General features: G+C 42.9%; 20 protein-coding genes. 12 read left to right on the forward strand and 8 right to left on the reverse strand.

The features are described from left to right. Positions 1 to 14: 14 nt before the first annotated feature. From DQQ01_RS01770 to DQQ01_RS01785, 4 genes are all read right to left on the reverse strand, one after another. Positions 15 to 566, reverse strand: a complete 552-nt coding sequence (locus DQQ01_RS01770; protein ID WP_308778815.1) for a DUF2284 domain-containing protein — start codon at positions 564 to 566, stop codon at positions 15 to 17. A 38-nt stretch (positions 567 to 604) separates the two neighbouring features. Continuing rightward, positions 605 to 2,215, reverse strand: coding sequence for an ASKHA domain-containing protein (locus DQQ01_RS01775; RefSeq protein ID WP_111917925.1), 1,611 nt, complete (start codon positions 2,213 to 2,215; stop codon positions 605 to 607). Positions 2,216 to 2,465: 250 nt separating this feature from the next. Further along, positions 2,466 to 3,098 (reverse strand): cobalamin B12-binding domain-containing protein, encoded by a 633-nt coding sequence (locus DQQ01_RS01780; protein WP_111917926.1) that lies wholly within the window; start codon positions 3,096 to 3,098, stop codon positions 2,466 to 2,468. Positions 3,099 to 3,130: 32 nt separating this feature from the next. Further along, complete coding sequence (locus tag DQQ01_RS01785) at positions 3,131 to 3,943, reverse strand: methyltetrahydrofolate cobalamin methyltransferase (RefSeq protein WP_111917927.1); 813 nt, start codon at positions 3,941 to 3,943, stop codon at positions 3,131 to 3,133. A 368-nt stretch (positions 3,944 to 4,311) separates the two neighbouring features. Here DQQ01_RS01785 and DQQ01_RS01790 point away from each other — a divergent pair, with 368 nt between their 5' ends. The 5 genes from DQQ01_RS01790 to DQQ01_RS01810 all read left to right on the forward strand — a co-directional run bounded on the left by DQQ01_RS01790 (position 4,312) and on the right by DQQ01_RS01810 (position 9,079). Beyond that, entirely contained in the window at positions 4,312 to 4,461 is a 150-nt protein-coding gene (locus DQQ01_RS01790) for a glutamyl-tRNA amidotransferase (RefSeq protein ID WP_111917928.1), read from the forward strand. A gap of 199 nt (positions 4,462 to 4,660) precedes the next feature. Further along, positions 4,661 to 6,058 carry an MATE family efflux transporter gene (locus DQQ01_RS01795; protein ID WP_242980484.1) on the forward strand — a complete coding sequence of 466 codons (1,398 nt, stop codon included), beginning with the start codon at positions 4,661 to 4,663 and terminating at the stop codon, positions 6,056 to 6,058. A gap of 129 nt (positions 6,059 to 6,187) precedes the next feature. After that, positions 6,188 to 6,724, forward strand: coding sequence for a rubrerythrin (rbr, locus tag DQQ01_RS01800; RefSeq protein ID WP_111917929.1), 537 nt, complete (start codon positions 6,188 to 6,190; stop codon positions 6,722 to 6,724). A 224-nt stretch (positions 6,725 to 6,948) separates the two neighbouring features. Then, positions 6,949 to 7,845 (forward strand): putative manganese transporter, encoded by an 897-nt coding sequence (locus DQQ01_RS01805; protein ID WP_111920794.1) that lies wholly within the window; start codon positions 6,949 to 6,951, stop codon positions 7,843 to 7,845. Positions 7,846 to 8,125: 280 nt separating this feature from the next. After that, entirely contained in the window at positions 8,126 to 9,079 is a 954-nt protein-coding gene (locus tag DQQ01_RS01810; protein WP_111920795.1) for a DnaJ C-terminal domain-containing protein, read from the forward strand. 112 nt (positions 9,080 to 9,191) lie between these two features. On the opposite strand, the gene DQQ01_RS01815 is transcribed toward DQQ01_RS01810, so the two are convergent. After that, the gene (locus DQQ01_RS01815) at positions 9,192 to 9,425 is read right to left on the reverse strand and encodes a helix-turn-helix domain-containing protein (protein WP_111917930.1); all 234 of its coding nucleotides are present in this window, start codon (positions 9,423 to 9,425) and stop codon (positions 9,192 to 9,194) included. Positions 9,426 to 9,547: 122 nt separating this feature from the next. Then, complete coding sequence (locus DQQ01_RS01820; protein ID WP_111917931.1) at positions 9,548 to 10,930, reverse strand: ATP-binding protein; 1,383 nt, start codon at positions 10,928 to 10,930, stop codon at positions 9,548 to 9,550. Positions 10,931 to 11,142: 212 nt separating this feature from the next. Here DQQ01_RS01820 and DQQ01_RS01825 point away from each other — a divergent pair, with 212 nt between their 5' ends. The 7 genes from DQQ01_RS01825 to DQQ01_RS01855 all read left to right on the forward strand — a co-directional run bounded on the left by DQQ01_RS01825 (position 11,143) and on the right by DQQ01_RS01855 (position 19,593). Further along, positions 11,143 to 12,639 (forward strand): sensor histidine kinase, encoded by a 1,497-nt coding sequence (locus DQQ01_RS01825; protein WP_111917932.1) that lies wholly within the window; start codon positions 11,143 to 11,145, stop codon positions 12,637 to 12,639. Then, positions 12,632 to 13,321 (forward strand): response regulator transcription factor, encoded by a 690-nt coding sequence (locus DQQ01_RS01830; RefSeq protein ID WP_111917933.1) that lies wholly within the window; start codon positions 12,632 to 12,634, stop codon positions 13,319 to 13,321. Before DQQ01_RS01825 ends, DQQ01_RS01830 begins: the two co-directional genes overlap by 8 nt. Before the next feature lie 213 nt (positions 13,322 to 13,534). Beyond that, positions 13,535 to 15,175: a Na/Pi cotransporter family protein gene (locus DQQ01_RS01835; protein WP_111917934.1), complete on the forward strand. Its 1,641-nt coding sequence runs from the start codon at positions 13,535 to 13,537 to the stop codon at positions 15,173 to 15,175. Between the two features lie 138 nt (positions 15,176 to 15,313). Continuing rightward, positions 15,314 to 16,627, forward strand: a complete 1,314-nt coding sequence (locus DQQ01_RS01840; RefSeq protein WP_111917935.1) for a putative ABC transporter permease — start codon at positions 15,314 to 15,316, stop codon at positions 16,625 to 16,627. A 29-nt stretch (positions 16,628 to 16,656) separates the two neighbouring features. Continuing rightward, on the forward strand, positions 16,657 to 17,625 hold the full coding sequence (locus DQQ01_RS01845; RefSeq protein ID WP_111917937.1) for an alpha/beta hydrolase: 969 nt from the start codon (positions 16,657 to 16,659) through the stop codon (positions 17,623 to 17,625). 19 nt (positions 17,626 to 17,644) lie between these two features. Then, entirely contained in the window at positions 17,645 to 18,925 is a 1,281-nt protein-coding gene (locus DQQ01_RS01850) for a condensation domain-containing protein (RefSeq protein WP_111917939.1), read from the forward strand. A gap of 2 nt (positions 18,926 to 18,927) precedes the next feature. Continuing rightward, on the forward strand, positions 18,928 to 19,593 hold the full coding sequence (locus tag DQQ01_RS01855) for a DUF6320 domain-containing protein (protein WP_111917941.1): 666 nt from the start codon (positions 18,928 to 18,930) through the stop codon (positions 19,591 to 19,593). Between the two features lie 79 nt (positions 19,594 to 19,672). On the opposite strand, the gene DQQ01_RS01860 is transcribed toward DQQ01_RS01855, so the two are convergent. Both DQQ01_RS01860 and DQQ01_RS01865 read right to left on the reverse strand, forming a co-directional pair. Next, complete coding sequence (locus DQQ01_RS01860; protein ID WP_111917943.1) at positions 19,673 to 21,907, reverse strand: sensor histidine kinase; 2,235 nt, start codon at positions 21,905 to 21,907, stop codon at positions 19,673 to 19,675. Next, entirely contained in the window at positions 21,879 to 22,592 is a 714-nt protein-coding gene (locus DQQ01_RS01865; RefSeq protein WP_111917945.1) for a response regulator transcription factor, read from the reverse strand. Before DQQ01_RS01865 ends, DQQ01_RS01860 begins: the two co-directional genes overlap by 29 nt. Between the last annotated feature and the right edge of the window lie 38 nt (positions 22,593 to 22,630).

The following is a 22,630-nucleotide window of genomic DNA, read 5'->3' on the forward strand; positions in this document are numbered from 1 at the left end:
ATTTATGATTTCTATTATAGCTTTTCAGTAAGTAAAAAACAACTGGTATATGAAATTGTACAGGGGCCGTAGTAGTAGGGCAGATTATTGTCCTGACATACCTGTGTAACCAGCATACCGTATGCTTCCATGGACGCAAAGGATTTGTCAGGGAAGCGGCAGGGCGCATCTGGATAGGTGCAGGAGGTGCAGCGGGTACAGCAGCCTGCGCCAATGGCAAGCATATGGGGATAAAGAGGACGTAGAAGGCTTTCCATTGTGGAAAAGTGGGCTTTATGTGCAGCTTCTGTTTCCATCATGCCCTCTCCGTCCATGGAATCCTCCAGTTCCCCTACGGTTTGTACCAGAATTCCATGGCTGTATTTTTGCACTCTTTCTTCACATTCCTGCAGGGCGCCGCAGCCGGGAGGGCAGGACCAGTTTTTATCATACATATGGCAGGCGTTACTTGCACACATCTGGCGCACCTCTGGTAAGAGCTTTATGGTAGAACAGTCCAGAGGTGCAATATGGGTAAAGCCAGCCTGCTTTCCTAAACGTTTTAATTCTTCGATTCTTATTTTCATATGAACACGTCCTTTTATCGTGGATTTGTTTTGCGGTTTTATGGTTCTGTTGGGGGGAATTCCAGTTCATCAATAAAGCAGTCCTGGAATTCCGACAGCATAGCCAGTTCCAGGAAATCCAACTGATTCATCAGTGTTTGGCTGTATTCTCGTTCCGCTTTATTCAGCAGAGCAATTTTAGCCCCTTCTCCTGCTGCATTTCCAACAGGAACAATTTTCTTCTGGAGAGCAGAAGGCAGAAGACCGATGGCACAGGCGCTGTCCGGGGACATATAGGTGCCAAAAGCTCCGGCAATGCAGACGCGGTCAATCTGGCTGTGTGTGATACCCAGATGTTTTTCCAGAAGGAGAATTCCGGCGGCAATTGCTCCTTTGGCAAGCTGAACTTCCCGGATATCCTTTTGTGTCAGGTAAACAGAAGGGTATTCTTTCTGAAAAACAAAAGCGGTCAGATTTCCCTGTGTCGTCATATGTGAGGCAAGTTCTTCCCCATAAAGTGTCTGTACTTCGTCCCGGGCGAGAAGGCGACCCATTTCGTCTATTATTCCCAGTTTCCGAAGACAGGCAACTGCGTCAATGAGTCCGGAACCGCAAATACCTGTGGGCTGCTGGTTTCCTATGACAGAAATCTGGAATTTTCCATGTGAAAAGTTTACATGGTCTATGGCGCCTTCTGCGCCTCGCATACCGCACTCAATTTTAGCGCCCTCAAAGGCAGGGCCTGCGGCAGTAGAGCAGCATACCAATTTTTCTCTGTTTCCAAGAACAATTTCTCCATTGGTTCCTATGTCCACTAAAAGTGTTATGTCCCTGGATAAATCCGGGCGCAGAGCCAGCAGACAGCCCATGGTGTCAGCGCCTACAAAACCGGCAATAACAGGAAGAAAGAACAGTTGTCCCTGGGGGTGAATCTGTATTCCAAAATCAGCGGCCTTTGCCTGAAGAAGCCCTTTTTGATACGGTCTGTAAGGTGCCAATACCAGAGAATCCATGGGAAAATCAAAGAAAATATGATGCATACAGGTGTTGCCTACCAGACAAAGCTGTACAATCTGTTCCCGGGAAATCTGTTGTTTTTCAGCCAGAGCAGTAATTAAGTCATCAAGAGCCTGATGGATACAGGAGGAGAGTTCTGTGTTTTTGTGCTGCATGCAGTAATCAGCTCTGGAAATTACGTCAGCGCCATAGGCTGTCTGGGGATTTACCATGCCGGCAGTACAGATTTCTTTGCCGGAATTGCCGTCTATCAGATAAGAGGCAATGGTGGTGGTACCGATATCAAAAGCAACCAGATAAGGATTTTTCACATCTTTGGGGAAAGAAGAGGGTGAAAACTTTACCCTTCTTATAGATGTGTTTGTAAGGATCTGATGCTTTTGGGGAAGCCTTTGTGTGTCTACAGTCAGGTTTTTCCATACTTTTGTCTGGCAGGCAAGGACGGTTTTAGTTTCTCCTCCATCTGTTTTTAGCTGTACCAGACATTTGCCGCAGGTTCCCTGTCCCCCACAGGGTGCGTCCGGAAAGATTCCCGTGCTTCTGGCAGCATTCATAATCGTGCTTCCTGCCGAAACCTGTACAGTACGCCCTTCCCGAAGAAAAGTCACCTGACAGAGAGCGGCATTATCCCTGTTTTTTGAAATTTTCTCCATAAAGAATCCTCCTCGCATGTAATACAAACATTATACCACGAGCGCAGAAAAGGAAGCGCCATAGGCATTTCCTTATCAAGCCGTGGACTGCCGGTATAATCTGCTACGGTAGTAGCAGCAAGCCGAAGAATTCGGCTTGGTTTGCATGTAATGCAAACATTATACCACACAAAAACTGCTGCAGAAGGTGATGCTGGGAGTTTTTTCATACTCCGGGCGTTGTGTTTCTGCAGCAGTGTCTTTTTTATGATTATGCAGCCAGTTCTTTTGCTTTTTGGGCAGCGGAAGCGGCATCAGGGGTATAGGCGTCTGCACCGATTTCGTCTGCAAATTTCTGGGTAATAGGCGCGCCGCCAACCATTACCTTGATATTTTTGCGGAAGTCTGCCTCATTTAAAGCAGCTACCGTATCTTTCAGGGCAGGCATTGTGGTGGTGAGCAAAGCAGACAGACCTACGATTTTTACGTCGGGATTTTCGGTAATGGCAGCCATAAATTTATCCACGGATACGTCAACCCCAAGGTCAATGACTTCAAATCCGGCGCTTTCAATCATCATGGCAACCAGGTTTTTTCCGATGTCGTGTAAATCTCCGGCAACTGTACCGATGATCATTTTGCCGCACACAGCGCCGCTATCTCCGGCAAGATGCGGTTTCAGGACTTCCACACCCTTTTTCATGGCTTTTGCAGCAATGAGCATTTCAGGAACAAAGATTTCATTTTTTTTGAAACGTTCTCCAACAAGTCCCATGGCATCAATCATGGCATTTAAAATTTCCGGTGCAGCGCACCCTCCGTCAAGGGCTTCCTGTACAAGATTGGGTACTAATTTGGCTTTTCCGGCAGCAACTGCGTCCGCAACAGTTTGAATCTGACTCATAATAAAATCCTCCTTTTATATAGCTTTTTATGTTATTTTACAGGTCCAAGTAGGCCTTCTCTGTACGCTCCTATGTATTCCATGCAGTAGTCGTCCAGCCCGAGAAGCGCCTCCGTGGCATAAATATGTCCAAGCATATCCCGGTTGGCGGGATCTAAAATAGCACTGTCCAGTCCTGCATTCATGGCAAGTGTCAAAAAGCAGCAGTTCATCAGTTTTCTCACAGGCAGATGAAAGGAAATATTGCTGATAGCTGCCGTGATGTGTATGGAAGGATACTGTTTCCGGATTGTGGATATCACTTCTACATTCATGGCAATTCCGTCTTCAGAAGTACAAAGCATTTCCACCAGAGGGTCAATGTGAATCCTGGAAGGGGAAATATGATATTCCTCAGCCTTTTCCATAATATGACGGAAAACACGAAGACGATCTTCGGCTGTTTTAGGAATTCCCGTGTTGTCGCTTAAAAGTGCGATAACCTGCCAGTCCTTATTTTCTTCTTTTGCCAGAATCGGAAAGATTTTGTCAATTTTTTCTCCTTCGCCTGATACAGAATTAAAGATTCCCGGTTGTTTGCAATGGGTGTAGACCTGTGCCAGCACATCAGGGCTTGGACTGTCAATGGAAATGGGCAAATCTGTAACTTCCTGTATACAGTCAATCAGCCATTTCAAAGTTTCCGCTTCCATATTTTCCGGTACAGAGGCACAACAGTCAATATAAGAAGCATTGGCATCAGCCTGTATTTTTGCTCTGTTCTTTATAAAGTCCGCGTCCCTGTCGGCAATGGCCTTAGCGACAGCGGGAATGGAGCCGTTGATTTTTTCACCAATAATAATCATGATATACAGCCTCCTTATTCGTTCTTTCTACCTGTATTTTAACAGAAAGCAGGCAGGGGAGATATTCTATAAAGTGTTTGTAATTTGAGAAGAGTCTTCATACAGAGTGTAGGAGAACAAAAACTGCTCTTTACTCAGATGAAACAAAAGAGAAGAATTGAGGAATTTGCATAAAAGAAAAGTCCGGAGGACAGGGAAAAAAAGAAAAAATAATTTTGAGCGCGTTAGCACGTCAAAGTGCGAAAAGTCAAAAGGGAGAAGTGCCGGAAAGGGTATTGTTTCCGGGCTTTAAAAGTGCTATGATAACAAACCGTAAAGAGAAACTTTAAAAAATAGTTAAGAAAGAAAAAGAAAAGAGGCAATGCTATATGGCAGCAAAAGAAAAGAAAACAGAGGGAAAAAAGAGCTTTAAACAGAAATTTCACGATTACTGCATGAGGCAGTCACATATTGCACCAATAGGACTGAATGATAAGGAAGACAAATATTATCACAGTATTTTTAACTTTGAGAAATAAAGAAAAGCTTTCAAGTATATGAAGGAAAAAGAACCGCTGCGCAAACGGCAGAAAGAGATATCCCAAAGGGAAACAGGGGGAGATTTCGGAGGCTGTCTGTGCAGTGGTTTTTTGCTGTGAAAACATCTTGAATTTTTTCAGATACATGGAGTATAATGTCTTTCACAATTAGTACAAACAGACAAAAGAGGAGGAGAGTATGAGAGCTGGTACATGGAGAGAAAAGCTGATAGGAGATAAGAGATTTTATAAAATGGTACTGCTGATTGCAGTTCCTATTATGATTCAGAATGGTATTACCAATTTTGTAAGCCTTCTGGATAACATTATGGTAGGTCAGGTTGGAACAGAACAGATGACAGGTGTTGCCATTGTCAATCAGTTGATTTTTGTATACAACCTGTGCATTTTCGGCGGTGTGTCCGGCGCCGGAATTTTTACCGCGCAGTTTTTCGGGCAGAAAGATGACGAAGGGGTTGCCAATACCATGCGGTTTAAACTGTATATGGGAATTCTTCTGACAGGTGTGACAATCCTGTTGTTCCTTGCCTTTGGTGAACCTTTGATTCAGATGTATTTAAAAGGAAATCAGGACGGCGGAGATGTGGCCGCTGCTCTGCGCTATGGAAAAGAGTACCTTGGAATTATGTTGATTGGTCTGCCGCCCTTTATGTTAGTGCAGGTTTATGCCAGTACCTTAAGAGAATGCGGGAGAACCATAACACCTATGAAAGCAGGAATTGCAGCCGTAGTGGTAAACCTGGTATTTAACTATTTTCTGATTTACGGAAAATTCGGATTTCCTGAATTAGGGGTAGCAGGTGCGGCTGTTGCCACTGTGATGTCCCGTTATGTAGAGGCCTTTATTGTTGTGGGATGGACGCACAGACACAAAGAAATTAATACCTATATTCCGGGGCTTTATAAAACCATGCGGATACCGGGATATCTGGTAAAGCGGATTTTGATTAAGGGGACACCTCTGCTTCTCAATGAAACACTCTGGGCAGCAGGCATGGCGATTTTACTGCAGTGTTATTCCGTCAGAGGTATGAATGTGGTGGCAGGTATGAATATTTCCAATACGATTTCAAATCTGTTTAATGTGGTGTTTATTGCCCTGGGGGATTCTGTTGCCATTGTAGTAGGGCAGCTTTTAGGAGCAGGCAAGATGGAAGAAGCAAAAGATACAGATCGAAAGATGATTGTATTTTCCGTGGCATGCTGTACTCTGGTGGCGCTGGTTATGCTGATGATTGCACCGTTGTTTCCACAGCTTTATAACACCAATGTCCAGTCCAGAGAGTTTGCCAAATATTTTATTATGGTAACGGCTGTATTTATGCCCCAGAATGCCTTTTTGCATGCCGCATACTTTACTCTGCGTTCCGGGGGAAAGACTATTGTCACTTTCTTTTTCGATAGTGTATTTATCTGTTGTGTAAGTGTGCCAATTGCTTATCTGCTGGGTCATTTTACAGACTTGTATGTGGTGTATATTTTTATCGCGGTGCAGCTTGCAGATATTATTAAGTGTGTGATTGGCTTTATTCTGGTGAAAAAGGGCGTGTGGCTACAGAATATTGTAGAGGTGTAGGGTGATAAGACTTTATTTATGAGATATCCGGGATATTCTCTGTTAAATTGTTTTTTATATAGACCTATCTCTTGACATAGGAGTCCCTGTTTATTACACTGAAAACAAATAAAAAACAGGAGGTCTGATATGTCAAAATACGCAGGAACAAAAACAGAGAAAAACCTTATGGAAGCTTTTGCAGGAGAGTCACAGGCACGCAATAAATACACCTATTATGCATCAGCAGCAAAAAAGGCAGGATTTGTACAGATGGCAAATCTTTTTGAAGAAACCGCAAACCAGGAAAAAGAGCATGCAAAAATGTGGTTTAAGGAGTTTCATGGTATCGGAACACCGGAAGAAAACCTGACTGATGCGGCTCAGGGAGAACATGAAGAATGGACAGATATGTACAAACGCATGGCAGAAGAAGCGAGGGAGGAAGGCTTTACAGAACTGGCCAAGAAGTTTGAACTGGTTGCAGAAATTGAAGCAGCACATGAAAGGCGCTACTTAAAGCTTCTGGAATCCCTGAAACAGGGAGAAACCTTTAAAGGAGAGGCTCCTTTAGGATGGAAGTGTAACAACTGTGGATACATTCATATGGGTGATGAAGCGCCGGAAGTATGTCCGGCATGTGCACACCCGAAAGCATATTTTGAGAGAAAAGTAGAGAACTACTAAAAACAGAGCGTTGCCTGTTATGCAGATTTTTAAAGTAGAATAGATATGTAAGGAACACCTTTGCCCTGACAGCAGATGCACATTCCCCGCATGTAAAACCGTTGAAAAAAGCGGACATCTTGCTTTTTTCAGGAATTTGTGGTAAATTCAGAATCTGTAGCAAGTGGGTGGAGGTTGTTTCACGGAACAGCCTCCTTAAAAAATAAAAGGAGGCGGATATGTCTATTATAATTGATGTTTTTCTGGACGCATTTCTGGATACAATAAAATTGATTCCCTTCCTGTTCCTGACATATTTTCTTATGGAATATCTGGAACACAGGACAAAGGCAGCTACACAGCAAATGGTAAGAAAAGCCGGCAGATTCGGCCCGCTCATTGGCGGTATGGCAGGGGCATTTCCGCAATGCGGTTTTTCTGCTGCAGCTTCGGGTTTTTATGCCGGAGGAGTCATTTCTGTGGGAACGCTTCTGGCTATTTTTCTTTCCACCTCAGATGAGATGCTGCCCATTTTTCTTTCAGAATCTGTAGCAGCAGGTACGATTTTTAAAATTTTAGGTTTAAAGGTGGTAATTGGCGCGGTGTCCGGCTTTGCCATTGATTTTCTCTGGAGGCTTGGAAGCAGGAAGCGGGCAGAATACAGAGAGCAGCATCACCAACACCAGGAACATCACGAAAAAGATATCCATGATTTGTGCGAACATGAGCATTGTCACTGTGAAGAGGGAAGTATACTGAAGTCGGCTTTGATACATACAGCGCAGATAACAGTTTTTATTTTTCTGGTATCTGCGGGCATTGGTTTTCTGGTAGAAACAGTAGGACAGGAAACGATTGGAAGCTTTATTGTAAATCAGCCGGTATTGGGAGTATTTCTGGCAGCCCTGATTGGAATGATTCCAAACTGTGCGGCTTCTGTTATTATTACGCAGATGTATTTAGGCGGAATTCTGGGAACAGGACAGATGCTTGCCGGACTTCTGGCAGGTGCAGGCGTTGGTGTACTGGTGCTTTGCAAAACCAATAAAGGCGCAAAAGAAAATTTGGGTATTATAGGAATCCTGTATGGAGTTAGTGTGTTCTGGGGCATTTTGTTTGAAGTTTCGGGCATTGTGGTTTAAAGGGTGTATTTGGTGCAAGATTTGCATATGTAGCGCAAATGTCAGGCGCAGCTTAAAGGCTGTGTCCTGGCATTTTTTACTTTATAGGAAATTTTATTTCCTATAAAGTAAAAATGCTCCGCGAGGATCCTATTGCGGTGGGAGGGAAATATGCCGTTGATACGACCTGCCGCAGATGAAATTCTTTATTCTTGACAATAATAAAGATAAGTGTTATATTTCATATAGAACAAAGTAGAAGTCAAATGGAAGTGTCAGGGAAAGTGAGAAGGTGACAAAATTGAAAACAAAAAGAGATTGCTACGAAATTCTTGGAGTGAGCAGAAATGCTACAGCAAGTGAGATAAAGAAGGCATACAGAAAACTGGCGAAAAAGTATCACCCGGATACCAATGTAGGCAATACACAGGCAGAGGAGCGATTTAAAGAAGCTACAGAGGCTTACGAAATTTTAAGTGATGAGAAGAAACGAAGCATGTATGATCAGTTTGGGTACGGGGCATTTGACAGCAGCGGCCCGGGAAGTCAGAATGCACAGGGATCACAGCAGGGAGGCTATCGGGAGTACCATTTCACAGGAGATGATATGGGAGATATTTTCCGGGATATTTTCGGAAATGGTTTTGGGAGCAGAGGATTTCACGAAAGTGATTTTTATGGAAACCGCAGTTTCAGACGCAGAGGCGTTGATGTGAATGCAGATGTGACGGTTACTTTTGATGAGGCAGCCTTTGGGTGTGAGAAAATCTTTCGTTTTCGGGACGAGGCTTCCGGTGCGCCTCAAACTCTTCAGGTGCGGATTCCGGCAGGAATGGAATCCGGCAAAAGTATTCGCTTAAAGGGAAAGGGTGCGCCCGGAACAGGAGGAGGAGAACCGGGAGATTTGCTCTTAAAGGTTCATGTACAGGAGAAACCAGGCTTTGAGCGTAGGGGCATGGACGTCTATACCACAGTAAAAGTACCGTTTACAACAGCAGTTCTGGGAGGAGAGATTGCAGTTCCTACGATTTATGGAACTGTTTTATGTAAAATTCGTGAAGGAACTCAGTCAGGTACTAAAATCAGGCTGAGGGGTAAGGGCATTGTTTCCATGAAAAATGCATCTGTCCATGGAGATCAGTATGCAGTTGTGGAAATTCAGGTTCCTCAAAATATCAGCAGAGAAGCAAAGCAGAAATTGAAAGAATTTGAACAGCTATGCCGAAGAAGCAGCGGTTCCGGAAGCGCTGCATAAACAGAATATGCAGCAAAGTTCTATGTTTCAATGCTATCAGGGCTGTCGTAGAAAATTCGCAGTATGCGTTTCTTACGGCAGCCCTGATAGGTGTTTTCATACATTTCCATATTTAATTTCTGAAATCAAAAAAATCTTTTACAGGTACATCAAGGGCATCTGCAATATCAAACAGACTTTCCAGAGAAAGGGAGGTCTTTACCTGCGGGGCTTCGATGTTGCTGATGTGTGTTCTGCTTAACCCTACATTCTGAGCCAGTTCGGATTGCGTCAGTCCCTTTAATTTTCGATAATAAGAGATAGTCAGTCCAAGTTCCCGGAACTGGCGGATTCTTTTTTCATCCATAGTTGTTTTCTCCTTGTCTTACTAGAGTATAGCATTGACAGGAATATTTAAAAACAAACTAAAAACATGCAAAAGCAAACATATAAGTTGCAAAAGATAAATAAAAATTGAAATATGCAGCCTTAAACTGTGGAATCCAGATAAGCGTCTGCCAGAGAACACATCTTTTCCAGACTGAATACGTGTACATGGTTTCCGGAAATGGTTTCAAATCCGCTTACAAAATCGGACTTTGAGAAAAGATAATACCATTGTTCTTCATCAGGGAAAAGGCTGGCATGTTTTTGCAAATCGTACAGGGTGTCGACGTCCAGCCATTCCTCTGTCCAGAAGCAGGCTCCCAGAAGGATTTTATCTCTGGAACAGGCTGCAATGGAGATGTATTCCGTTCGCTTTTTGGTAGGGTGCTGTCCCCACCAGCGACCAATTCTCTGCAGAGAAAAAGGCGCTGTATGCATTTTTTCTTCCAATTCCAGAAATTCCCGGCAGATGTCAGGGAAGGTATCTTTTTCATAATTTTCCAGCAAAGGAACAATTTGTTCTTCAAAAATTTTGTCCCCTTCCCCCATTTCGATCTCTGACAGATAAGGCAGTACACAGGTATACCAGAAGCGGAAAACATGGTCGCAAATCAAATAGAGCGCTCTTCGGCTGCCCTGGTTTTCCGTAACCGGGACAATGCGGCTGACCAGATTTCGGGAAGCCAGAGAAGAGAGCAGGCTTCCGGCTGCGCTGGGAGTCAGCTCTGTGCAGTCGCAAATTTCCTGAAGCTTTCTGGTGCTGTTTCCAATAGATGCCAGGATTGCCCGCATAATGGGAGAGGCAGAATAATATTCTCTTGTGCGGGTTTCTGTAAGGCGATAAAAAATACCATCGGTTCTGAAAAATAATTCTCGGATTTTTTCCTGTACAGAGCAGTCTGCAGGAAAATATTTCAAATAAGCCGGAACACCGCCTGTAATATAGTAGAGTAAAAGTTGCTCTTCCTGCGTCATATTCGGATATAATTTCCGCATTTCAAAGAAGGAAAAGGGGGTCAGAAGGAAGGCGGAAGCCTCTTTTGCGCGTTCCTTTTCATACAGAGCAGCAGGCTTACACAGGAGAACCAGAAGTCGGGATTTGGGGTCTGCCCGCTGCACCAGAGTCTGCAGCATGGAAGGAAAACGTCGATTTCCTGCTGTCCAGTTTGTAAAATCATCTAAAATTAAAACCATAGGTTCATTTACAGAAGCTTTGGAAAGGACTTTGAAAAGATCTGTAAATTTTTTTGCATTTTCACAGGAAGCTCCCAGCCTGCGGATACAAAGTTGTTTGAAAAGAGAAAAGATTTCCTCAAAAGGCAGGGCAGGTGTTTTAAAATACAGTATATTTTTGCCCTGTGAAAACTCCTGCAGCAGCCGTGTTTTTCCCATGCCAGGGTGAGAATAGAGGGAAACTGTCCGGGTAATCTGGGAGGTATATAATTGATTCAAATCAGAAAGCAGTTGACCTTTATCTATAAACATGATTTCTCCTTTTTGTATTACTGGTTTTTCTACTATTTTAGAGTCCGTTTTACAGAAAGTCAAAAGGTTTTGACAGTTTTTTTATAGAAAGTTTAGATTTGATTCGATTTTCTTTAGAAGAAAAAAGAGAGAATTATGGTATAATAACTATATAAGTGCAATTTAAGCTCTATGATAAGCTTTAGAATAACTTTGGCGGAGATACAGTGGTTATGAAATTAAAAACGAGAATTATCATTTCTTTCTTTATTATTGTGCTGGAACCTCTGATTTTTACGGGACTGGCGTTTTGGGCATTTTCTCAATATCAGTTTAAGGCGATTGAAAAACAGTACGGCATTGAAAATCCCACTTATCAGAGTTTATCGAATACGGCAGAGCTTGTGAATAATCTGACAAATGAACAGGCGCAGCTCATACAGCAGGTAGCAGATGTGGAGCCGGAGAGGTTTGAAAATATCCAGTATTTGACAGAGTTGAACAAAGAACTGGAAAGCATGTATTCCTATTTGCTGGTATGTGAGGACAGAAGAATTATTTATTATGGTTGCGAGGATTATCCTTCAGAACTGGTGAAAAAGCTTGCCAAGGTGCCGGAGTTTACCATGGGAACCTCAGACGGTATGTATCTGGGGGGAAAGGTTCAGGCTCTTGTAAAGCGGGTAGATTTCCATACAGATGAGGTGCAGGAGGGAAGCGTATTTATTGTATCCAATATTTTGGAAACTCTTCCTCAGATTGAAGAGCTGTTTCAGAATATGCTGGTGGCTGTGATAATTATTCTTTCTACTACAGCCCTTGGTCTGACCTGGTGGATTTACCGGGGTGTAATTTCTCCTCTGGATAAACTCCGTACAGCAACCAGAAGGATTAAGGAGGGTAATCTGGACTTTTCCATTTCTGCAGAAGGTGTCAGCGAAATTGCAGAGCTTTGTCAGGATTTTGAGGACATGCGCCAGAGATTAAAGGAAAATGCAGAAGAAAAAATAGAGTTTGACCGGGAGAGCAAAGAGCTTATCAGCAACATTTCCCATGATTTAAAGACGCCCATTACCGCGGTCAAGGGGTACGTGGAAGGCATTATGGACGGTGTGGCAAATACGCCGGAGAAAATGGAGCGTTATATTAAAACTATTTACAATAAGGCAAATGAAATGGACAGACTCATAAATGAGCTGACCTTTTATTCAAAAATGGATACAAATAAGATTCCTTATACCTTTAATAAAATCTCTGTTACAGAGTTTTTTGACGACTGTGCAGAGGATTTGAAAATGGAGCTGGATTCCAAAAATGTGGAATTTTCTTATTCCAATTATGTGGAACCAGAGGTGCTGGTTATTGCAGATGCGGAGCAAATAAAGAGGGTAGTCAATAATATTGTAAGCAATTCTCTGAAGTATACAAGTGCAGATAAGACCAGGCGGATTAACCTGCGGGTAAAGGACGTAGGAGATTTTATTCAGGTGGAAATCGAAGACAACGGAAAGGGTATAGCAGCCAAGGATTTGCCGAACATTTTTGACCGCTTTTACCGCACGGATTCCTCCAGGAACTCTTCCAAGGGAGGAAGCGGTATCGGGCTTTCTATTGTAAAGAAAATCATGGAGGATCATGGCGGAAAGGTCTGGGCAACAAGCAAAGAAAATATTGGAACAGTGATGTATTTTGTTCTTAGAAAATATCAGGAGGTACCAGTCAATGAGTAAGATTTTGATTATTGAAGACGAAGAGGCGATTGCAGATTTAGAGAAGGATTATCTGGAATTAAGCGGATTTGAAGTGGAAATTGAAAACAGGGGCGATGTAGGACTGAAAAGGGCTCTGGAAGGGGAATATGACCTGTTTATTCTGGATTTGATGCTTCCGGAGGTAGATGGATTTGAAATCTGCCGGGAAATCCGAAATCAGAAAAATACGCCGATTATTATGGTTTCTGCAAAGAAAGATGATATTGATAAAATCCGCGGACTGGGGCTTGGCGCTGATGATTATATGACAAAGCCTTTCAGCCCCAGCGAACTGGTGGCAAGGGTGAAGGCTCATTTGGCGCGTTATGAAAGACTGATTGGAACCGGCATGCAGGAAAATGATATTATTGAAATTCGCGGTCTGAAGATTGATAAGACAGCAAGAAGAGTCTGGATAAACGGAGAGGAGAAAAATTTTACAACAAAGGAGTTTGACCTTCTGGCCTTTTTGGCGCAGAATCCCAACCGGGTATTTACAAAAGACGAGCTTTTTAAGGAAATCTGGGATATGGAGTCCATCGGAGATATTGCTACCGTGACTGTGCATATTAAAAAGATTCGTGAAAAGATTGAATTTAATACAGCAAAGCCGCAGTATATTGAGACCATCTGGGGTGTGGGATACCGCTTTAAGGTGTGAGAAAACTGTGAGATAGAAAGTTTTGGGGAAAGGCTGCAGCTCTGTTTCTTGTGTGATACAGGAAATGGGGCTGCAGTCTTTTTATGTTAAATCTATGTAAAAAATGTTAAATCTCTGTATAAAATGTTGCAGTATCCGCTTATAAAAGGTATAAAGGTAAGGAAGAGATTAAAAAAACGTAAAAATTGCATGAAGTGCAATGGGAGGAAAAAAGTGAAGATTACAGATTTTTTCAGCCTTTTAGGTGGACTTGCATTATTCCTTTACGGAATGCAGATGATGAGCAACGGGCTTGAGGCCGCTGCAGGAAATAAGATGAAGCAGATTCTGGAAAAGCTTACAGCCAACCGTTTCCTGGGAGTTTTGGTAGGCGCCGGAATCACAGCGGTTATCCAGTCTTCTTCTGCTACTACTGTTATGGTGGTAGGCTTTGTAAATTCAGGTATGATGACCTTAAAGCAGGCAGTGTGGATTATCATGGGTGCCAATATCGGTACAACTATTACCGGTCAGTTGATTGCCCTTGATGTAGGTCAGTTGGCACCTCTTTTTGCTTTTGCAGGTGTGGCTTTGATTGTGTTTGTAAAGAAACAGAAGGTTCATCACTATGGCCTGATTGTAGCCGGACTGGGTATTCTGTTTATTGGTATGGAAATGATGAGTGGTGCGATGATGCCCCTTAGAGAATCTGAGGCTTTCGTTTCTCTTATGACGAAGTTTTCCAATCCGGTACTGGGAATTCTGGCAGGTATGATATTTACAGCAATTATTCAGTCGTCCTCTGCATCTGTAGGTATTCTGCAGGCGCTTGCAGCCAGCGGACTGATTGGACTGCCAAATGCGGTATTTGTGTTGTTTGGACAGAACATTGGTACCTGTATCACAGCGATTCTGGCTGCTATTGGTACAAACAGGAATGCAAAACGTACCACAGTCATTCATTTGCTGTTTAATGTTATTGGAACTACAATTTTTACAATTGTATGTATCCTGACACCGCTGACTTCTCTGGTAGAAAGCTTTACACCAGGAAATGTGTCTGCACAGATTGCAAATATGCATACATTATTTAACATTGTGACAACCTTACTGCTTCTTCCATTTGGAACTTATCTGGCAGATCTTGCTGTTAAGATTCTTCCTGAGAAGAAAGAGGAAATGGAAGGTGTTATGCATATGGAATTCATTCGCCCAATGGAAACCAAGAGAGATACACAGATTGGTCTTTCAGCTATTGCCGTAACAGGTATTAAGAATGAACTTCACCGTATGATTGGTATGGCAAAGGAAAATGTGGACAAGAGTTTTGTATGTGTGAAGGACGGAAAGGCAGGACTTTTAGAAGAAGTCAGAGAGCGAGAGGATTACATTGATTATCTGAACAAAGAGATTTCCAAGTATATTTCCAAGGTACTGGTAAATGAAAGTAACCCTGGAGATTCTCAGTATATCAGTGCCTTGTTTAAGGTCTGTGGAAATGTAGAGAGAATCGGTGACCATGCCATGAACATTTGTGAATACACAAATATGATAGAAAAACAGGGCATTACTTTTTCTGAGGAAGTAAAAGAAGAAATTGACAAAATGCGGGAAGTATGCGGAAAAGCTCTGGAATTTCTGGTTGAGATTGAGGATAACTCAGGAAAGAATATCCAGGCAATTGAGGACTTCGAGCAGAAGATTGATGACATGACAGAGGATTACAGAAAGAAACAGTTGATTCGTATGCAGAAGGGAACCTGCTCAGAAGAGGGCTGTATTATTTACTCTGAAATGCTGACAGACTTTGAACGAATTGGTGACCATATTCTGAACATCGGACAGGAAATGGGTATGGGAAAAGTTGGTGCATAAGGAAAAAGAATGATAAAGAAGAGCGTCGATACCGGAGTGGGTCGGCGTTCTTTTTTTGCCTTTCTTGTACCTGCCTTATTGTACATTTTCAAGTGTGTGTGGTATGATAAAAAACACAAAAGATGAAGGGAGTTTATTATGAGCTATACATGGAGTGATTTATTCTGGATTTTTTACATCTATTCTTTTGCAGGCTGGTGTGCTGGTGTAGTTGCCAATGCCCTCAGAAGAAAGCGCTTTGTAAATACTGGATTTTTGAATCTGCCTCTTTGTCCGGTTTATGGCGTTATTGGGATAGCATACAGTATTTTCCTTCCTGAACTTGTTGGGGAATTGTTTTTCCTGTTTTTAGGAGGAAGTGTCCTGGGGCTTGTTATTGTAGTATGTACAGGTGTGCTTTTAGAGCAGGTATTTCACCGGAAATGGTGGGATTACAGTAAGACCAGATTTCAGTTCCAGGGGTATCTGACCTTGTGGCATCTGTTGCTTTTTGGTATTGGTGCAGTGGTAGGAATCCGTTTTATCAATCCATTTCTGATTCGTCTGGTGCATATGATACCTTATGAGATAGAGCTGGTGCTTATGGCAGTGTTGGGGGCGCTTCTTCTGGCAGATGCGTTGTGCTGTATTGCCACATTATTTCAGCTACACCATGTGGTTGAAACCATGCGGTTCATGGATTATGTACAGGACTTTACTGATGATTTTGGTAATGCACTGACCAGAAGAGTGCAAAAAAGAATGGAAAAGGCTTATCCCAATATTGAGAAGAATGCAGTGCTGCACACGCCTGCAAAGGAGAAAAAAAGTAATATCTTTGCAGAGGGCTGCTGCTTTTATAAGGTAGTGGGACTGTTTTTTATTGGTGCATTTCTGGGAGATATTACAGAAACTATTTTCTGTAGAATTACAGCGGGAAAATGGATGTGCAGGAGCAGCGTGGTATACGGACCCTTCAGCATTGTCTGGGGACTTGGCTGTGCTTTTTTGACTGCTTTTTTATACAAATATAAGGATAAAAGTGACCGTTGGATTTTTCTTTACGGAACGGTTCTCGGTGGCGCATATGAGTATATCTGCAGTGTATTTACAGAGCTGGCTTTCGGTACAGTGTTCTGGGATTACAGTAAAATTCCCTTTAATCTGGGAGGGAGAATCAATCTTTTGTTTTGCTTTTTCTGGGGGATTGCAGCAGTGGTATGGCTGAAAATCCTTTATCCTGTATTTTCCGGCTGGATAGAAAAGCTTCCGCAAAAGGTAGGAAAAATTTTGACCTGGACAGCCATTGTCCTGATGCTGGCAGATATTGTTATCTCTGGTCTGGCATTATACCGTTACAGTGACAGGCAGGTAAATCCCACCCCGGACAATGTGCTGGAAAGCTTTCTGGATTCCCATTTTGATGACGCACGTATGGACAGACGATACCCAAATGCCAAGATCTTAGACTGAGGATAGAGGGAAGATGAGGATAAAAAAGCATGAATAAAGCCAAACAAATACTTTTAAGGGCTCTGTCTGATCCAGAGGCAAGACTGGACGTAGAGAAGTCCAGGAAGCTGATGAATTTAAAAACTCTGGATCCATTAAAGCCTTTTTACAGAACGTTAGATACAAAGTTTTACCGGGAGGGCAGAGAAATTCCTATTCGCATTTATTTTCCGGATACAGAGTCTTATGAGGCTCTGGAAGATATGGAAAAGGGAACCATGGAGGACAATGTTTACCCTGTGATTTTATATATTCATGGCGGCGGATTTGTGACGGAAAGTGTGGATTCCTATAACAGGGTGTGCTGGAATCTGGCAAAGCATACGGGGCATGTGGTGGTTGCCATTGATTATCCTCTGGCGCCGGAATATCGATTCCCAACGCAGATAGAGGATTGTTATGCAGTGGCAAAAGCTGTGTTTGCAGACAGGAGTCTTTTAAATACAGACCCGGATTCTATTACTATTATGGGGGACAGTGCAGGGGGGAATCTGACTGCAGCTCTGTGCCTTATGGCAAGGGACAGGGGAGAGTTTTCTCCTGCCCGTCAGATTCTGATTTATCCCTGTGTGAACAACAATTATGAAGAGCATAACGGTTTTCTTTCTCTTATGGAAAACGGAAAGGATTATCTGCTTACCAGACAGAATATGATGGATTATCTGGAGTATTACCAGTCCTGTAAGGAAGACAGAAAGAATCCGTATTTTGCGCCTCTACTGGCAAAGGATTTTACAAATCTGCCTAAAACTCTGGTGATTACCGGAGAATTTGACCCTTTAAGAGATGAAGGGGAAGCCTTTGCAGAAAAGCTGGCGCAGGGGGGAAATCAGGTGGTTTGTCATAGAATTGCAGATGGTTTCCATGGCTTTTTCCTGCTGGAGCCATTTTATCCAGCAGTGAAAGAAGCTTATGAATATATCAATGAATTTTTGAGAGAAAAGCAGGAAAATACCTGAAAGGAAGGGGGGAGCAGGTATGCCAGGAAGAGAAAGAAAATGGCGTTCGCTGGAGAATCCGGCAAAGATATTTCCGGCTACCAGCGGAAAAAAAGATGAGAGGGTTTTTCGGATTTCCTGTCAGATGAAGGAGGGAATAGACCCGGAAAAGCTGCAGAAGGCTCTGGATTTATGCGTAAAGGACTATGAGCTTTTTCTCTGTGTTTTAAGGGGAGGATTGTTTTGGAATTATCTGGAGGAAACCTATTTAAGACCTGTGGTAAGAGAGGAATACAAGCCACCCTGCAGCCAGCTTTATGTTCGTGATCAGAAAAATCTGCTGTTTGAGGTAACGTATTACAAAAAGCGAATTAATCTGGAAACTTATCACGCGCTCACAGACGGAACAGGGGCTTTGCAGTTTCTGAAATCTCTGCTTTATTATTATCTGAAGGAATTACACCCTGACAAAATCAGAGAATCTGCCGAAAAAATACGTCCGGACGCCACAGCGGCGGAGCTTTCAGAGGACAGCTTTGAAAAGTATTATTCTAACAGGGGAAAGGACGAAAAAATACCCAGATACCGGGCGCATCAAATGCATTACAGAAAGAGTGAATATCACATGCTGCACCTGACAGAAGGGATTGTATCTGTAAAGGAGCTGTTGAAAATTGCCCGTGCCCATAGTACGACTCTTACGGTATATCTTACGGCTGTATACCTGTGTGCCATTGCAAAGGATATGAGTGAAAAACAGAAGAGAAAGCCGGTGGCGCTGATGATTCCTGTGAATCTGAGAAACTATTTTCCTTCTGATTCTGTGCGGAATTTCTTTGGGTGGATTGACATTGGATATGATTTTTCCAGACAGAGTGAGAAGTTGGAGGACGTGATTGCCTTTACAGCAGCCTTCTTTAAGAAGGAATTGACGCCGGAGCGGATTGCTGCCAGAATGAATGGATTTATGCGTATGGAAAAGAATCCGTTTATGCGCCTTTTGCCTCTTCCGGTGAAGCTGTGGGGCATGCAGGCAGGGGCGAAATTGTCCTCTGCAAACGGTACGGCAGTGTTTTCCAATATTGGAAAAATCACTATGCCGGAGGAATGTGGGGAGTATATAGACTGGTTCGATTTTTATACCACAACGCCGAAAATGGAAATCTGCATGTGTTCCTTTGAGGATAACCTGACGATTAGTTTTACTTCCCAGTTTGCAGACAGTCCTGTGGAGCGGAATTTCTTCCGTATACTCACAGAAAACGGTACAAAGGTACGGATTATTTCCTGGAATGAAGAAGACTGGAAAGGGGGAAAATAGTCATGCAGTATTGCAGTAAGTGCAGAGTTTTTATAGAAAATCCTCATGAAAGATGTCCTCTTTGTCAGGGGAAATTAGAGGGAGAAGCCAAAGAGGAAGAGAAGCTTTTTCCAGATTTGACAGAGCAGAAGAACAGGCTTTTTCTTGGATTTCGGATGTTCACCTTTTGCTGTATTGCACTGATTGTGCTTGGGCTGGCAGCCAATGTTATGTTTCCTATGAAAATATTCTGGGCCGGTTTTTTGGCAGCAGCCGTGACGTGTATGTGGATACTTACCACAGTGGCTTTTGTAAAAAGAAGAAACCTTTTGAAAAATACACTTTGGCAAATGGTACTTTTGTGTGGTGTTTTTGTGTTCTGGGATTTCCTTACAGGTTACCGCGGTTGGTCCCTGGAATACGGAATTCCGGTTGTGATTCTGGCGGTTTTTCCGGTGCTTACAGTAATGGTAAAGCTTATGAAGCTACCCGCAGCCTATTATATGATTTATTATTTACTGACATGTGCAGCAGGGCTTTTGCAGCTTTTATTTTGGGCAGTGGGATTGATTGAAATGCATCGCCTCTGCGTGCTTTGCGGCGCTGTTTCCGCCCTGGTTTTTGTCGGACTTTGGATTTTTCGGGGGAAATATGTGGTAGAAGAAATGCGGAAAAAGACACATATGTAGAAGCAAAAACAAGGCTGAATTCTTATGGAACAAGGTAAGGTTGGTATAAGGATTCAGCCTTCTTTATTACTCGATTTTATTAGTAATTTTTCAAAAACGTAATTTCCACAGTAAACAAATCAGCATCTGTGAAGACTTCCAGCCGTCCGCCCTGCAGCTCGGTAAAGCTTTTGGCAATGGCAAGACCCAGTCCGCTTCCCTCCGTATTTCTGGAGGAATCTCCCCGTACAAAACGTTCGGTAATCTCATTTGGATTAAAATCCAGCTCGGTTGCGGAAATATTTTTCATGGAAATTTTCACATGGTTTTCTGTGTTTTCCATATTGATATAAACGCGTGTTCCGGGCATTGCATATTTCGTGATGTTTACCAGCAGGTTTTCAAATACCCGGTAAGTTCTCTGGCTGTCCAGCGGAAGAATCACTTTTTCTTCCGGAAGCTGCCAGCGGAATGCCAGGTCTGTGGCAGCTATTTTGTCTTGAAGCTCCAGTTTTACCTGACGCAGCAGGCTGACAATATCAATGTCCATGATGTTTAAAGTCACGGTCTTGCTGGTTGCCTTACTGATTTCAAACAAGTCTTCAATAAGGAATTTCAGACGGTTTGCTTTCTGATCCAGAATCTGGATATAACGGTTTCGCTCGTCCTCCGGTAAATCCTTCTGCTTCAGTAAATCCACATAAGTGATAATCGCTGTCAGAGGTGTTTTCAGGTCATGGGAAACATTGGTAATCAGGTCTGTTTTCATCTTTGTACTTTTTACCTCTTCTTCTACAGCCTTGCTGAATCCATTCTGAATCTTTGTGATTTCCTCGCGGAAGGGTTCAAACACGCCTAAATCTTCTGGAATGGTACCGTTTAAATTGCCCTTTGCAAGTTCATTGGTGGCTTCCAGAAGAAGCTCATACTGTCCCTGGATTTTCCGCAGATATTTCCGCAGCAGGAAGAACAGACCAATGGAGTAAAATACCAGCACGCCGATTCCGAAGACCCACATCATACTGATAACGCCAAGGATAATAAAGTTAATCAGCACGATTTTCAGTAAGGCGCGGTTGCCGTCTTCTTTCAGGTTGATATGTAGAAGACTGTCATAGGTTCTACGGCAGATTTTACACAGCCACGGCCAGAGGCGATAGGTAAGAACCCGTTCTCTGATGTATTGTTTGACACCCATGGTAAAGATATTTCTCAGGCAACCCACAACCCAGTAGCACAGGGTAAAGAGGAAAATCCAGCCAAAAAGTCCCCAAACGTATTGCAGTACATTTGAAATATCCTCCGGTGCGCCGATGCTGGTCAGTACATTGTAAATGGAGCGGGAATTCAGCGCACGGATATCAGAAAGTACGGCAGCGGCCGTACCCATACCGATGATACCGGCTGTTGCCACAAATTCAAATGGTACATGGAAGATTTTTTCATCGCCCGTTTCCAGCGGCTTAATAAACGGAAGCAGAAGTGCCACCAGAGCCACAAAGCCTGCCAAAGCCAGAAACAGAACGATTAAATCATCACTGTCACCGTTCGCATCAGTCAGGAAAAAGTCTGCGTAGCCGTCCTCCTGGAAAGCAGCCATGGCTGTTTTTGTCATGGCAAAGCAGTAGATTCTTTCTGATGGCTTCTGGAAGGGCTTTTGGAAATTGTAATAGTCCTCATAGTCTTCTACCGGGTTTTGCTTTGCAATTTCATTGAGCATCTGAGAAGCATTGTCTTTTTGGTGAGAGAGGAAGGCAGTAGATTTTACAGTTCCGCTTTTTCCGTATTCTACAAATGCAGCAAAGGCGTATTCAGAATTTTTATCAAGCACTCCGGTAGAGCGCATACGGGAAAGGCTCTGGTAAAGAGAATGACTTTTGTCTGTGCTTTCCCGGTTGGTATCAATGATGCCTTTATCTTCTGTATCCAGTACATCGTATTCCATGTAGGTGCGAAGTGTAGAAAAGTCGGATTCCCAGTCATCGTATCTGTTTTCCATATCATAGGCCACACTTTCAGAATCGGAGTATTCCGAATCTTCCTTATCATTATCAAAATCACTTTCCGTTTCTTGTTTGCTTCCTGTGCCAAAGAAGATATCGTAAGGGCGCAAGGCCTTTCCGCTTTCATTTTGCACCTCTTCTCCATAGAGTACATAGCAGTCCTTGATTAACTGATACATCAGCTCAGAATCTGTATAAGAAGAATCTGTCTGATTGTTTTGCTGCCTGATATAATGAGGCCGTATCACCATCATGGCAAGTGATGGCAGCAAAATCACCAATGCCATAATAACGGCTGTCAGTTTATGATAATTTTTCAATTTTGTATCCAACTCCCCACACCACCTTTAAATATTTTGGTTCCTTCGGATTAATCTCAATCTTTTCACGGATATTCCGCACATGCACCATAACGGTTTCTGTGTTAATGGCTCTTTCGTTCCATACCCGCTCATAAATTTCATCGGCTGAGAATACTCTTCCGGGATTTTTGATAAGCAACAGAAGAATTTTAAACTCCATGGGAGTCATTTTTACAGGTACGTCATCTACACGGACTTCAAAGGTATTTTCATTTACTTCCAACCCTCCTATGGTGTAAATGGTGTCTGTGCGTTCCTCTTCCTTTGCCTGCAGTTTTTCCATAAAACGGCGATATCTTCGCATCTGGGAATTTACTCTTGCCATTAATTCCATGGGGGTGAAAGGCTTTGTAACATAGTCATCTGCACCGATGTTCAATCCCATAACCTTATCTACCTCTTCGGATTTGGCGGAGAGCATAATCACTGGAAAGTCATGTTTTTCACGCAGTTTCATAGTCATGGTAATGCCGTCCATGCGGGGCATCATAATGTCCACAATGGCGAGATGAATTTCTTCTTTTTCCAGAACCTTCAGCCCTTCCATGCCATCTCCTGCCATGAAAACCTTATATCCCTGGCTCTTCAGATAAATGGCAACTCCTTCCCTGATATCTTTGTCGTCTTCTACAATTAAAATGTGATTCATGTCCATGGTACTATCTCCTGTTCCTCTGTCTATGCTATAGATGA

Source organism: Blautia argi (genome assembly GCF_003287895.1).
In the GTDB taxonomy this organism is placed as follows: domain Bacteria; phylum Bacillota; class Clostridia; order Lachnospirales; family Lachnospiraceae; genus Blautia; species Blautia argi.